Annotated in this window: 11 protein-coding genes and 1 pseudogene; 6 read left to right on the top strand and 6 right to left on the bottom strand. The window is 74.2% G+C overall.

The window, feature by feature from the left end:
* Positions 1 to 33 precede the first annotated feature (33 nt).
* Positions 34 to 891, bottom strand: coding sequence for an aldo/keto reductase (locus B085_RS0138130; protein WP_018563860.1), 858 nt, complete (start codon positions 889 to 891; stop codon positions 34 to 36).
* Positions 892 to 1,083: 192 nt separating this feature from the next.
* Here B085_RS0138130 and B085_RS0138125 point away from each other — a divergent pair, with 192 nt between their 5' ends.
* Entirely contained in the window at positions 1,084 to 1,959 is an 876-nt protein-coding gene (locus B085_RS0138125; RefSeq protein WP_018563859.1) for a LysR family transcriptional regulator, read from the top strand.
* A gap of 130 nt (positions 1,960 to 2,089) precedes the next feature.
* On the top strand, positions 2,090 to 4,603 hold the full coding sequence (locus B085_RS0138120) for an excinuclease ABC subunit UvrA (protein ID WP_018563858.1): 2,514 nt from the start codon (positions 2,090 to 2,092) through the stop codon (positions 4,601 to 4,603).
* Positions 4,604 to 4,630: 27 nt separating this feature from the next.
* On the opposite strand, the gene B085_RS0138115 is transcribed toward B085_RS0138120, so the two are convergent.
* From B085_RS0138115 to secF, 3 genes and pseudogenes are all read right to left on the bottom strand, one after another.
* On the bottom strand, positions 4,631 to 5,059 hold the full coding sequence (locus B085_RS0138115) for a TIGR03668 family PPOX class F420-dependent oxidoreductase (protein WP_018563857.1): 429 nt from the start codon (positions 5,057 to 5,059) through the stop codon (positions 4,631 to 4,633).
* Between the two features lie 29 nt (positions 5,060 to 5,088).
* Entirely contained in the window at positions 5,089 to 5,913 is an 825-nt protein-coding gene (locus B085_RS0138110; protein WP_018563856.1) for an LLM class F420-dependent oxidoreductase, read from the bottom strand.
* Between the two features lie 127 nt (positions 5,914 to 6,040).
* A pseudogene (gene secF, locus B085_RS0138105) lies at positions 6,041 to 6,898 on the bottom strand (protein translocase subunit SecF); the annotation flags it as partial.
* 59 nt (positions 6,899 to 6,957) lie between these two features.
* Here secF and B085_RS0138100 point away from each other — a divergent pair.
* Entirely contained in the window at positions 6,958 to 7,800 is an 843-nt protein-coding gene (locus B085_RS0138100) for an aldo/keto reductase (RefSeq protein WP_026251871.1), read from the top strand.
* Between the two features lie 16 nt (positions 7,801 to 7,816).
* On the opposite strand, the gene B085_RS45085 is transcribed toward B085_RS0138100, so the two are convergent.
* Positions 7,817 to 8,476: a TetR/AcrR family transcriptional regulator gene (locus B085_RS45085; RefSeq protein ID WP_018563853.1), complete on the bottom strand. Its 660-nt coding sequence runs from the start codon at positions 8,474 to 8,476 to the stop codon at positions 7,817 to 7,819.
* A 92-nt stretch (positions 8,477 to 8,568) separates the two neighbouring features.
* On the opposite strand from B085_RS45085, the gene B085_RS0138090 reads away from it, so the two are divergent.
* Together B085_RS0138090 and B085_RS0138085 are read left to right on the top strand one after the other, a co-directional pair.
* Positions 8,569 to 9,324: an SDR family NAD(P)-dependent oxidoreductase gene (locus tag B085_RS0138090; protein ID WP_018563852.1), complete on the top strand. Its 756-nt coding sequence runs from the start codon at positions 8,569 to 8,571 to the stop codon at positions 9,322 to 9,324.
* Positions 9,325 to 9,374: 50 nt separating this feature from the next.
* Positions 9,375 to 10,166, top strand: coding sequence for a class I SAM-dependent methyltransferase (locus B085_RS0138085; RefSeq protein ID WP_018563851.1), 792 nt, complete (start codon positions 9,375 to 9,377; stop codon positions 10,164 to 10,166).
* A 339-nt stretch (positions 10,167 to 10,505) separates the two neighbouring features.
* On the opposite strand, the gene B085_RS45080 is transcribed toward B085_RS0138085, so the two are convergent.
* The gene (locus tag B085_RS45080) at positions 10,506 to 11,237 is read right to left on the bottom strand and encodes a GNAT family N-acetyltransferase (protein WP_078620246.1); all 732 of its coding nucleotides are present in this window, start codon (positions 11,235 to 11,237) and stop codon (positions 10,506 to 10,508) included.
* A 423-nt stretch (positions 11,238 to 11,660) separates the two neighbouring features.
* Here B085_RS45080 and B085_RS0138070 point away from each other — a divergent pair, with 423 nt between their 5' ends.
* Entirely contained in the window at positions 11,661 to 12,683 is a 1,023-nt protein-coding gene (locus B085_RS0138070; RefSeq protein WP_018563848.1) for a LacI family DNA-binding transcriptional regulator, read from the top strand.
* Positions 12,684 to 12,762 lie beyond the last annotated feature (79 nt).

The raw sequence follows: 12,762 nt of genomic DNA, 5'->3' as shown, positions 1-12,762 counted from the left end.
GCACCGCCCCGCCCCGCCCCGGGCACGACCGCGTCAGACGGCGTCCAGCTCCGCGATCTCCTCGGCGGTGAGCACGAGTTCCGCCGCGGCCACCGAGTCGCGGATGGTCTCCGGGCGGCTGGAGCCCGGGATCGGGATCACGTACGGGGACTTGGCGAGCATCCACGCCAGGCACACGCGCTGCGGGCTGACCCCGTGGGTCTGCGCGACCCGGGCGAACGGCGCGTAGGCAGAGCCGAGTTCGCCGGCCCGGGAGATGCCGCCGAGCGGGCTCCACGGCAGGAAGGCGATGCCGAGCTCGTGGCACAGCTCGAGCTCCGGCTCGCTGGAGCGGAACGCCGGTGAGAACTGGTTCTGCACGGAGACCAGACGGCCGCCCAGGATCTCGTCCGCCTGCCGGATCTGCTCCGGGTTCGCGTTGGAGACGCCGGCCATGCGGATCTTGCCCTCGTCGAGCAGGTCGCGCACGGCGCCCACGGACTCCGCGTACGGAACCTTGGGGTCGGGGCGGTGGAACTGGTACAGCCCGATGGCCTCCACGCCCAGCCGCCGCAGCGAGTCCTCACAGGCCCGCTTGATGTGCTCGGGAGAGCCGTCGAGGGTCCAGCGGCCGTCGCCGGGGCGCAGGTGACCGCCCTTGGTGGCGACCAGGACCTCGGAGCCGCGTCCGTGGGACGCCAGCGCCTTGGCGATCAGGGTCTCGTTGTGGCCGACCTCGTCGGCGTGCAGGTGGTAGGCGTCCGCCGTGTCGATGAGGGTGACACCGGCGTCGAGGGCCGCGTGGACGGTCTCGATGGACCTCGCCTCGTCCGGCCGGCCCTCGATCGACATGGGCATGCCGCCCAGGCCGATCGCGCTGACCTCGGTGTCCCCGATGCGGCGAGTCTGCATGTGTCCGTGGCCTTTCTCGGCTTGCGTCTCGGCTCTTGCGTACCGACGGCGCACTGGTTGCGCACTGATGGCGTGCCGGCACGACCGGATACGGGCCGCGGCCGTGCGGGCACGGGAACAAGCCTCGCCGGAGCTGCGCCCACACGTCCAATAGAAGAAGGCGAACACATTCAGGAGCTAGGCTTCTGAATCATGGAGCTACGCCATCTCGAGTACTTCGTCGCGGTCGCGGAGGAGCACCACTTCACCCGCGCCGCCGAGCGCCTCATGATCTCCCAGTCGGGACTGTCCGCCTCCGTGCGCGCCCTGGAGCAGGAGCTCGGGACGCCGCTGTTCGTGCGCAGCACCCGCAGCGTGGAGCTGACCGCGGCGGGCCGGGCCCTGCTGGACGAGGCCTGCCGCACGCTGGCGAGCGTGCGGGCCGCGAAGGAGGCGGTTGCGGCGGTGCAGGGCCTGATGCGCGGTGTGCTCACCATCGGCACCGAACAGTGCCTGGCCGGGGTCGACGTGCCGGCACTGCTGGCCCGCTTCCGCGCCCGGCACCCGGGTGTCGAGGTCCGGCTGCGGCAGGCCGGGTCCGCCGCCCTGGTGCAGGACATCACCAGCGGCCGGCTGGACGTGGCGTTCACGGCACTGAGCGGGGAGGCGCCCGAGGGGGTGCGGCTGCGTCCGATCACCCGGGCCCCGATGGTCCTGCTGTGCCATCCCGGGCACCGGCTGGCCGGGGCGGAGACGGCCGGCTGGGCGGATCTCGGCGGCGAGGAGTTCGTGGACTTCCATCCCGACTGGGGTGCCCGCGGGCTCACCGACCGGGCCTTCGCGGCGAACCGTGTGGAGCGCCGGGTCGCCCTGGAGGTCAACGACGTGCACAGCCTGATCGACCTGGTCCACCACGGCCTCGGGATCGCCGTCGTGCCGCAGCCCATCGCCCGCAAGGAGCACGCCGCGGGCCTGCGCACCGTGCGGCTGGCGGGCGCCGAGGACCACATCTGGGAGGTGTCGGCCGCCCTTCCCCAGGAGGACCGGGTCTCCCCCGCCGCCCGCAAGCTGCTGTCCTACCTGCCGTGACGTCGCCCTTCCCGCCCGCACCGGCGGCCCCGCCGTGGACCTGCGGGCGCCCGCGCCCGCGCGCACACTGGTGCCGGGGGCGCGGTGCCGCGCGCCCGTCCCGTACCGCCGCGCCATTCCCCGGAGGGGCATGAACACCTCGGCCCACGACCCGTACGTCCGGGTGCGCGGCGCCCGCGAGCACAATCTGCGGAACGTCGACGTGGACGTCCCCCGGGACGCGCTGGCGGTGTTCACGGGGGTCTCCGGCTCGGGCAAGTCCTCGCTCGCGTTCGGCACGATCTACGCCGAGGCGCAGCGCCGGTACTTCGAGTCCGTCGCCCCGTACGCCCGGCGGCTCATCCACCAGGTGGGCGCCCCGGCGGTCGACGACGTCCTGGGGCTGCCCCCGGCGGTCGCGCTGGAACAGCGCCGCGGGGCACCGACCTCCCGCTCGTACGTGGGCACCGTTACGACCCTGTCCAACACCCTGCGCATGCTCTTCTCCCGCGCGGGCCGCTACCCGCGGGGCGCGGAATCCGTGGACTCCGACGCCTTCTCGCCCAACACGGCCGCGGGCGCCTGCCCGGTCTGCCACGGGCTGGGCCGGGTGCACCGGGCCACCGAGGAGCTGATGGTCCCCGATCCCTCGCTGAGCATCCGCGACGGGGCGATCGCCGCCTGGCCGGGCGCCTGGCACGGGAAGAACCTGCGGGACGTCACGCGCACCCTCGGGTACGACGTCGACCGGCCCTGGCGCGACCTGTCCCCGGAGGACCGGCAGTGGATCCTGTTCACCGACGAGCAGCCGGTGGTGACCGTCCACCCGGTCCGCGAGGCCGGCCGGATCCAGCGTCCGTACCAGGGCACCTTCCAGAGCGCGCGGCGCTATGTGATGCACACCTTCGCCGACTCCAAGAGCCCGGCGCTGCGCGCCCGCGCGGAACGGTTCCTGGAGAGCTCGCTGTGCCCCGACTGCGGCGGCAGCCGGCTGCGTCCGGAGTCGCTGGCCGTCACCTTCGCCGGGCGGAACATCGCCGAACTCAACGCGATGCAGCTCGCGCGGCTCGCCGAGGTGCTGCGCCCGGTCGCCCGGGGCGCGGTGGACGACCTGCCCGAGGGTCCGCAGCGCCGGATCGCGGCGACGCTCTGCGCGGACCTCGTCGCCCGGATCGAGGTCGTCACCGAACTCGGCCTGGGCTACCTCAGCCTGGACCGCACGACGCCGACGCTCTCCCCCGGGGAGCTGCAACGCCTGCGCCTGGCGACCCAGTTGCGCTCCGGCCTGTTCGGGGTCGTATACGTACTGGACGAGCCGTCGGCCGGGCTGCACCCCGCGGACAGCGAGGCGCTGCTGACGGTCCTGGTGCGGCTGCGGGAGGCGGGGAACTCGGTGTTCGTCGTCGAGCACGACATGGACGTGGTGCGCCGCGCGGACTGGATCGTCGACGTCGGGCCGCTCGCGGGCGAGCGCGGCGGCCGGGTGCTCTACAGCGGCCCGGTGGACGGGCTGGAGGCGGTCGCCGAGTCCGCCACCCGCCGTTTCCTGTTCGCCTCCGGACCCGATCCGGCCGCCGGCCGCACCGCACGGCGACCGTCGTCGTGGCTGGGCCTGCGGGGCATCACCCGGCACAATCTGCGCGGCGTGGACGTCGAGCTGCCCCTCGGGGTGTTCACGGCGATCACGGGGGTGTCGGGTTCTGGCAAGTCCACGCTGGTGGGCGTGCTCGCGGCGGTGCTGACCGAACACCTGGGGCCGGCCGGCACGGCGGACGGGGCGGCGGATCCCGCTGACGCGGGCGAGGGCGGCGACGCCGACGCGTGGGAAGGCACCGGCGTTGGGCCGGCGTCCGGCGTCCTGGCGGAGGGGCTGCAGGTGGTGGACCGCCTGGTGCGGGTGGACCAGAAGCCCATCGGCCGTACCCCGCGCTCCAACCTCGCCACCTACACCGGCCTGTTCGACGCGGTGCGCAAGCTCTTCGCGGCCACCGACGACGCCCGGCGGCACGGCCACACGGCAGGGCGGTTCTCCTTCAACGTCGCGGGCGGCCGCTGCGAGACCTGCCAGGGCGAGGGGTTCGTCGCCGTCGAGCTGCTGTTCCTGCCCGGCACCTACGCGCCCTGCCCGACCTGCCACGGGGACCGCTACAACGAGGAGACCCTGGCCGTCCGTTACCGGGGACGGAACGTCGCGGAGGTGCTCGGCATGACCGTGGACGCGGCGGCCGGCTTCTTCACGGACGTCCCCCCGGTCGCCCGGAGCCTGCGCACCCTGCAGGAGGTGGGGCTGGGCTATCTGCGGCTGGGGCAGCCGGCGACCGAACTGTCGGGCGGCGAGGCGCAGCGCATCAAGCTCGCCTCGGAGCTGCAGCGCGGCCGCCGCGGGCACACCGTGTACCTGCTGGACGAGCCCACCACCGGGCTGCACCCCGCCGATGTGGAGCTGCTGATGCGGCAGTTGCACGGGCTGGTCGACGCGGGCCACTCGGTCTTCGTCGTCGAGCACGAGATGAGCGTCGTGGCGGGCGCCGACTGGGTGGTCGACCTGGGACCCGGCGGCGGGGACGCGGGCGGCCGCGTCGTCGCCACCGGGCGGCCCGCTCACGTGGCCGAGTCGGACGGGAGCCGTACGGCGCCCTACCTGGCGCGCCGGCTGGCGGGCTGACGCCCCAGCGCCCGGCCCGCCCAGGGCTCACCCGGCCCGCCAGCCGCTCCAGCGCCGTACGGAGACCTCCACCACCGGCCCTTCCGGCGGACGGCCGGTGTACTGGCCGTACCTGGCGGTCAGCAGGGCGACGAGGCGGTCGGCCGCGGCGGATCCGCCGGCCGGGGGGAGGACACGGGCCGTGCCGTCGGCGCGGGCCCACCACAGCAGATCCCAGTCCTCGTCGTAGTGGTCGGCGAGCAGGCAGACCGCGGGGTTGGCCTCGATGTTGGCCAGGCGTTTGAGGCGCGTGGTCCGCTTGGGCTTGTGGTCGACAGCCAGCGCGACCGTGTCGCCGTCCACGGCGAAGACCACCGGCACCAGGTGCGGTGTCCCGGACGGGTCGGTGGTGGCCAGGCGGGCGACGCGTGCCGCGGCGAAGCGCTCGCGCGCCTCGCCGCCGGTCAGGACCGGCATCGGGCCCTCCCCTCGTCGTGGCCCGCCGGTCAGCGGAACCGGTCGGCGAGCGCCGCCAGTCGGTCCAGGTGCTCCAGGGCCTGCGGTTCGGGCAGCGTCGGCAGGTGGAGCAGGACCCGTTCGACGCCGAGCCGCCGGTAGCCCTCGAGGTGCTCCTCGCCGCCGCGGACCCCGTACACCGTCACGGGCACGTCCCGTCCGGCGACCTCGCGCAGCCGCTCCATGCGCGGGCCGAGGTCGTCCGGCCCGTCGCTGTTGGCGATCCAGGCGTCACCGAATTCGGCGACCCGGCGGAACCCGCCCTCGCCGCCGCCGACGTAGATGGGCGGGTGCGGCCGCTGCACCGGCTTGGGCCAGGCGAAGACGGGGTCGAAATCGACGAACCGGCCGTGGAACTCGGCCTGGTCCGCGGTCCACAGCTCGCGCATCGCCCGCAGGCGTTCGTCGGTGAGCAGACCCCGCGTGGCGGGGTCGGCACCGTGGTTCCGCATCTCCTCGCGGTTCCAGCCGACGCCGACACCGAAGACGGCGCGGCCGTCGGAGACCAGGTCGAGGGAGGCCACCTCCTTGGCCGTGTGGATCGGGTCGCGCTGCGGGACCAGGGCGATCCCGGTGCCCAGCAGCAGGCGCCGGGTGACGGCGGCGATCACGGACAGGGCGACAAAGGGGTCGAGGGTGCGGTAGTACATCTCCGGCAGTTCGCCGCCCCCGGGATAGGGGCTCTCGCGGCGCACCGGGATGTGGCTGTGCTCCGCGATGAACAGCGAGTCGAACGCCCGTTCCTCCAGGGCGGTCCCGAGCGGGGCGGGGCGGATGCCCTGGTCGGTGATGAAGGTCGAGATCCCGATTTTCACGACGGCTCCGTGGGTTGCGGCGGCGAGGACTGGCCCCGCTGTGCTGCCTACCCCGCCCGGGGGGCCGTGCGCCCCCGACCACCCGGGCGGAGCATCGCCACCGGACCCCGCCGGGCCGGGCGCCCGCTCAGCCGGCCGCCACGCGGCGCGCGACCACCGGCGCCCGCTCGCGCCGGTGCAGTTCCACGGCGAGCGGCGCCGCGGTGAAGACCGAGGACCAGGTGCCCACGGCCAGCCCGATGAGCAGGGCCAGCGCGAAGCCGGCGAGGGATCCCTCCCCCGGCACGGCGAGCGCGGTGAGGATGAACGCCGCGCCCGTCCCGGTGTTCGCGGTACGGGGCACCGTCTGCAGGACCGCCGCGTTGGCCACGCGGGCGAAGGGGCGCTTCCGCTCGCGCCGGGTCAGTTCCCTGACCCGGTCGAAGACGACCACCGAGTCGTTGACGGAGTAGCCGATGACCGTGAGCAGGGCCGCGACGAAGACGCCGTCGACGGGCTTGCCGAGCCAGGCGAACACCCCGGCCAGGACGACGACGTCGTGCGCCATGGCGACCACCGCCGCCGCGCCGAACGTCCACCGGAACCGGGCGACGAGGTAAAGGAGCTGGGCGGTCAGCGCCACGACGAGGGCGATGACGGCACCGCGCCGCAACTCCTCGCCGATGCCCGGTCCGACGGACTCGTCGCGGAGTTTGTCCGCCTGCCCTCCGAGGCCGCCGATCGCCGCGGTGACGCGGTCCTCCTCCGGCTCCGTCAGCTCCGCGGTGCGCACGGTGAGACGGTCCTCGCCCGAGGTCTGCACGACCGCCCTGGGGAACCCGGCGCCGGCGAGGACCTCCCGTGCACGGTCGGCGTCCACCGGCCGGTCCGTGGCGTACTCGATCAGCCGGCCGCCGGTGAACTCCACCCCGAGGTCGGCACCGCGCACGAGGACGCCGGAGCCGGCCAGGACCAGTTCCGGAGTAGCGTCCGTCGCCCTCCACCGGGTTGCGGGTCCGGATGCGGGGTGGTGGCCTGAAGGTGTGCCGCGCAGGGGAGGCAGGGATGGCGACAGCGTCGATGCGTACGGTCCGGCTCTCCTCGCGGGACATCCCCGCGCTCGGCCAGGGCACCTGGCGCCTCGGCGAGGACCCGGGTCGCCGCCGCGAGGAGATCGCCGCCCTGCGGCTCGGTCTGGACCTCGGCATGCCGATCGTCGACACCGCGGAGATGTACGGCGACGGCGCGTCGGAGGAACTGGTCGGGGAGGCCATCGCGGGACGCCGAACCGAGGTCTTCCTCGTGAGCAAGGTGCTCCCGGACCACGCCGACCGCCGTGGTGTCGTCGCCGCCTGTGAGGCGAGCCTGCGACGGCTCCGTACCGACATCCTCGACCTGTACGTGCTGCACCGGCGGGGACGGCATCCGCTGCAGGAGACCCTCGCCGGGTTCACCGAGCTGATGGCACGGGGCAGGATCCGCACCTGGGGGGTCTGCGACCTGGACGCCCGGGACATGGCCGAACTGGTCGCCGTCCCGGGCGGGTCGGCGGTGGCGGTGGACCAGGTGCCCTACAACCTCACCCGGCGCGGCATCGAGTGGGACCTGCTGCCCTGGTGCCGGCGCAACCGGGCCGGCGTGATGGCGTACTCCCCCGTCGAGCGGGGCCGGCTGCTGCGGTCCGCACCGCTGCGGGCCGTGGCGGACGGCCTCGGCGCCACGCCCGCCCAGGTCGCACTGGCGTGGGTGCTGGAGCAGGGCGTGGCGGCGATCCCCCGCTCGGGGCGGCCTGAGCACGTGCGGGAGAACCGCGCCGCGGCCGACCTCCGGCTCTCCCCGGACGCGCTGGCGGCGCTGGACGCGGCCTTCCCGCCGCCGCGCGGGCCGGTGCCGCTGGAGGTCCTCTGAGCGGCGCCGTGCCCGGTCAGTGGGCCGGCGGTACGTGCGCCGGTGCGGGTGCCGGGACCGGTGCGGGTGCCGAGACAGTTGCGGGTGCGGCGAGGAGCCGTTCGATGCCCAGGTCGAGGGCGACCTCAAGGTGGGTGAGCGATCCCGTCGACATCAGGATCGAGACCCCGCCCTGGATGCCCGCGAGCAGAGCGGCCGCGGCACGGTCGGCGTCCAATTCCGGTGAGATCTCCCGCTTCTCCTGCATGACCCGGATGCCGCTGGTGATCTGGGCCTGCCAGGACGCGAGGAGTTCCCTGGTGACGGCCTGCGCCCCGGGCGTGGCGGGGCTCAGCTGCGAGACGAGCGTGCCGAGCGGGCACTGCTGCCCCTGCCGCCGGTAGCGGTCGACGACCGCGTCCCGCCAGTCGTACCAGGCCTGCCGTGAGGTGAGCGCGCCGAGGTGCGGCTGCTGGTCGGAGAGCACCCGGCCGGCCTCGTGCCGGGCGACGGCGAGCAGCAGTTCCTCCTTGCCGCCGGGGAAGTAGTGGAAGAGCTGGCTCTTGCTGGTGGCCGTACGGGCGCGGATGTCGTCCAGGGTTGACTCGGTCGCGCCGCGTTCGCGGATCTGCTCCGCGGCCCCCTCGACGATGCGTTGCCGGGTGGCGGCGCCCTTGGCCGTGAGTCGTGGTGCCATGCCTCCATCGTGCCACTTTCTGGACTTGCAGGTCCATTTTTCGGGTGGCACCTTGGCCGTTCCCAGCCGGTTCACGGAGAAAGGCACGGCACATGACCCAGCGACTCACCGGGCGGACGGCCCTGGTCACCGGTTCCACCACAGGCCTCGGCGCCGCCATCGCGGCGGCCCTGGCCGCCGAGGGCGCGTTCGTCGTCGTCAGCGGACGCGACGAGGCCCGCGGCGCCGACGTGGTGGCACGCATCGAGAAGGACGGCGGCTCGGCCGCGTTCGTCGGCGCCGACCTGTCGGGTGGCGCCGACGCCGTCGGCCGCCTCGCCACCGGCGCGCTCGCTGCGGCCGGCGGACGGATCGACGTCCTCGTCAACAACGCGGCGCTCCTGCTCACGCCGACGCCGACCGCCGAGGTCCCGCAGGAGACCGTCGACCAGGCGCTGGCGGTGAGCGTGCGGTCGGTGTTCCTGCTCACCGGCCTTCTGGCGCCCCCGATGGCCGAGCGCGGACACGGCGCCGTGGTCAACCTGGGGTCCATCGCCGGCATGCGGGGCTCGGCGAACTCGGCGCTCTACAGCATGACCAAGGCGGCCGTGCACTCGCTGACGACGTCGTGGGCGGCGGAGTACGGCCCGCACGGCGTCAGGGTCAACACCGTGGCCCCCGGCCCCACCCTGACCGACAAGGTGGCGGCGATGGGCGAGCACCTGACCCCGATCGTCTCCCGCATGCCCGCGCGCCGCGCCGGCACCCCGGCGGAGGTGGCCTCGGCCGTGGTGTTCCTGGCGAGCGACGAGGCCTCGCAGATCCACGGCGCCACACTGACCGTCGACGGCGGGTACACCGCGGTGTAGCGTCCGGGCGCCAAGGTGTGGCCGCGCCCGCCCGTTGCCACAATGAGGGCATGACGAGCGCCGGTCGCTACGGGGAGCGCTTCTTCCGCCCCGAGGACGCAGGTGAGGGCGGCCGCGTCGACCTCGCCGCCGCCACGTTCGACGACACGACACTCGCCCGCCTGCGGCAGCTCGGGGCGGGTCCGGGATGGCGCTGTCTGGACGTGGGCGCCGGCACGGGCACCGTGGCGCACAGGCTGCTGCGCGAGGCCGGGGTCTCCGAGGTGCTCGCCGTCGACCGGGACGTGCGCTTCCTTGCGGCACGCCCCGCCCCGGGCCTGACGGTGCGCCAGGCGGACGTCACCGCCGACGGCTTCCCACCGGGGCGCTTCGACCTCGTCCACGCCCGGTTCGTGCTGATGCACCTGCCGTCGCCGGAACGCGTGATCGCCACGCTCGGCCGCCTGCTCGCCCCCGGCGGCGTCCTGGTGGTCTGCGACGCCGTCGACCTCACCACCGCCGACGCCCCCGACACGCCGTTCACGCTGGCCGTGCGGGCGATGTGGCGGGGGCTGCGCGACTCGATCGGCACCGACGTCTCCTGGGTGCCCCGCTACCCCGGGATGCTCAGGGCGGCGGGGCTGCGATCGGTGGCGGCCGAGATCCACGTGCCGCCGCTCATGCCGGGCAGCGCGATCAGCCGGTTCTGGGCGCAGACGTTGGACCGGAGCCGATCGACCATGATCGCCACGGGTCTCGTCGACGACACCCTCGTCGACGAGGCGGTGCGTCACCTGGACTCCCCTGAGTGCGCCGACCTGCCTCCCGGCATGCTCATGGCCTGGGGCCGGTCACCGCTTTAGGCCTGCCGGGACATCACCCGTCCGGCCCAGCGCGACATGCGCCTACGCGGTCCCGCGACCAGGCTGGGCGGTGGTGCAGTCGGAGGGCTCCGCTTCTCCCTGCCGGAGTTCTCATCGCCATGAGTCGGGCCCCCACCGCAATGACGCGGCGGGGGCCTGAGGCGCCTTCAGGAGTTCTCCGCCGCAAGCGCGGCCTCCAGCCGGCGCACCTCGGCGACCAGCCGCGGCACGTCCCGGCGGGCGGCGGCCACGAAGTCGGGCTCGACGTCGATCCGTTCGTCCGGGCCGGCGACCTGACGCCCGGCGGTGACCCCCGTGAGACGCCACTCGTCGCCGCCCTCACCACCGGCCGCCCCGCCCCGCGGGAAACCCGCCCCGTCGCTCCCCGCCCGGGTCTGCGGCAGTGGTCTCCAGCGGGCCGGGCGACGCACTCGCGGCGCGCTCCGCCAACACATCCAGTTCCGCTTCCGTCGGCGACCCGTCCACGGCCGCGCTCCGATCATCCGCCGGCGCGGCCGCCAGGTCGCCGCGCACCAGGGAGAACACGACGAGGTCGACGCGGCCTGTGTGCACGAAGCCCGCGTCGCGCAGGACGCCTTCACGGCGCAGGCCGGCCTTCGCGGCGACCCGCCGGGACGCGGTGTTGCCCGTCGCCGCGCGCAGTTCCAGGCGGTGGAAGCCCTGTTCGGTCAGCAGCCATGCCGCCAGCGCCCGGGTCGCCTCCGCGGCGGTTCCGCGTCCTCTCGCCCAGGGCGAGACCCAGTAGCCCACCTCGCTCGTCCGCACCCGCCAGTCGGTGCGCTTCAGACCGACGGTGCCCACCAGCCGTCCGCCGTCCCGCTCGGCGACGGCGAAGTGGATGCCGTCGCCCGACGCGCGCAGGGCGTGGGAGCCCGTCGTGCACCAGGCCATCGCCTCTTCGGGTGTGTAGGGCCGGGGCAGGGGCAGCCACCGCTGGGTGAGGGGGTCCACGCAGCTTGCCCAGGTGTCCTGGGCGTCGTCCGGGGTGAACGGGCGCAGGACGAATCGCTCGGTGTGCAGGACCGTGTCGGGGAACACATCCGTTGCCATCGCTCTCTCCGTCCGCGTGGGCCCGGGGTCGGCCAGACGGTAGCAGCAGCCCGGCACGGCGCACCCGTGGCCTCGCGGGCCGTGACGCAGCGTCGCCGCGCACTCGGTACACGGTGACGGCAGGGCATATCGACATTTCAGACTTGTCGGCACATTTGCCGTATACAACTCCCCAACCGAAAGCAGCCCCTTGACACTCCGCTCTCTGGGGTTCATGGTTCCCCCATCGCTCGTTTAAACCGGTTCAAACGCGAGATGACATCATCCTTTCGCGTTGGTTGCCCCGGTATGCGAGTGCCAGAACGTGCTGCCTCCGGCGCCAAAGGTGCCGCCGGACGGCGTGCCCCCACGGGGGCACGCCGGTCGACGGAACCTGCGGCTGCGGATGTGGCCCCCTTCCGCCGCCGTACACGGAGAGTCCGCATGGCCCGACGCCCCACGATCGCCGATGTCGCCCAACTGGCGGGTGTGTCCCGGGCGACGGTCTCCTTCGTCCTCAACGACCGCCCCGGCGTGGCCGCCGCGACCCAGGAACGGGTGCGCGCGGCGGCCGGGCAGCTGGGCTGGACGCCGAGCCGCAGCGCCCGTGCGCTGTCGACCGGGCGTGCCAGGGCCGTTGGCCTGGTCCTGACCCGCGAACCCGACCTGATCGGCACCGACCCCTTCTTCCCCGCCTTCATGGCGGGCATCGAGTCGGTCATATCCGAGTCGGGCGACGGCCTCATGCTGCACGTGACGAGCCCCCGCAACGAGATGGACACCTACCGCCGCCTGGTGGACGACCAGCGTGTGGACGGGGTCTTCCTCACCGACCTGCGGGTGGGCGACCCGCGCCCGGAGCTGCTGCGGGAACTCGGCCTGCCCGCGGTGGCCGTCGGCGCCGACGAGGGTGTCGAGGGGATCGCCACGGTCAACCTGGACGACCGTCCGGTGGTCGCGGGCGCCGTCCGCCACCTCGTCGGACTCGGCCACCGCCGCATCGCCTATGTCGCGGGCCCCGAGGAGTACCTGCACGCCCAGCGGCGGCTCAGCGCCTGGCAGGACGCGCTCGCGGAGGCGGGCCTGCCCCAGGGCCCGGTTCTGCCGGGCGGCTTCACCGCCGAGGGCGGCGCGCTCGCGACGCGGGCGCTGATCACGCGGGGCGACCGGCCCGCCGCCATCGTGTACGCCAACGACCTCTCCGCGACCGCGGGCATGGCCGTGGCGCAGGAGGCCGGCCTGCGGATGCCCGACGACCTGTCGGTGGTCGGCTTCGACGACGTACCGCTGGCCTCCTGGACCCGGCCCTCGCTGACCACCTGCCGCGCCGACGCCGCCAACTGGGGCCGGGCCGCCACCCGTGCCCTCATCGAGACCATCGAGCACGGCACCACCCCGCACGTGGAACTGGACCCGGCCGCACTCATGGTGCGCGATTCCACGGGCCCGGCCCCCGCCCGCCCCTGACCACCACACCCTGACGCGCGCCCGTCGCGCCCACGACGTTCTCCGCTCCCCGGAGGGCCGTCACCGAGGCAGGACGACG

Origin of the sequence: Streptomyces sp. BoleA5 (assembly GCF_000373665.1) — a bacterium.
Classification (GTDB): Bacteria; Actinomycetota; Actinomycetes; order Streptomycetales; family Streptomycetaceae; genus Actinacidiphila.
This window is presented reverse-complemented; position numbering and strand designations above follow the sequence as displayed.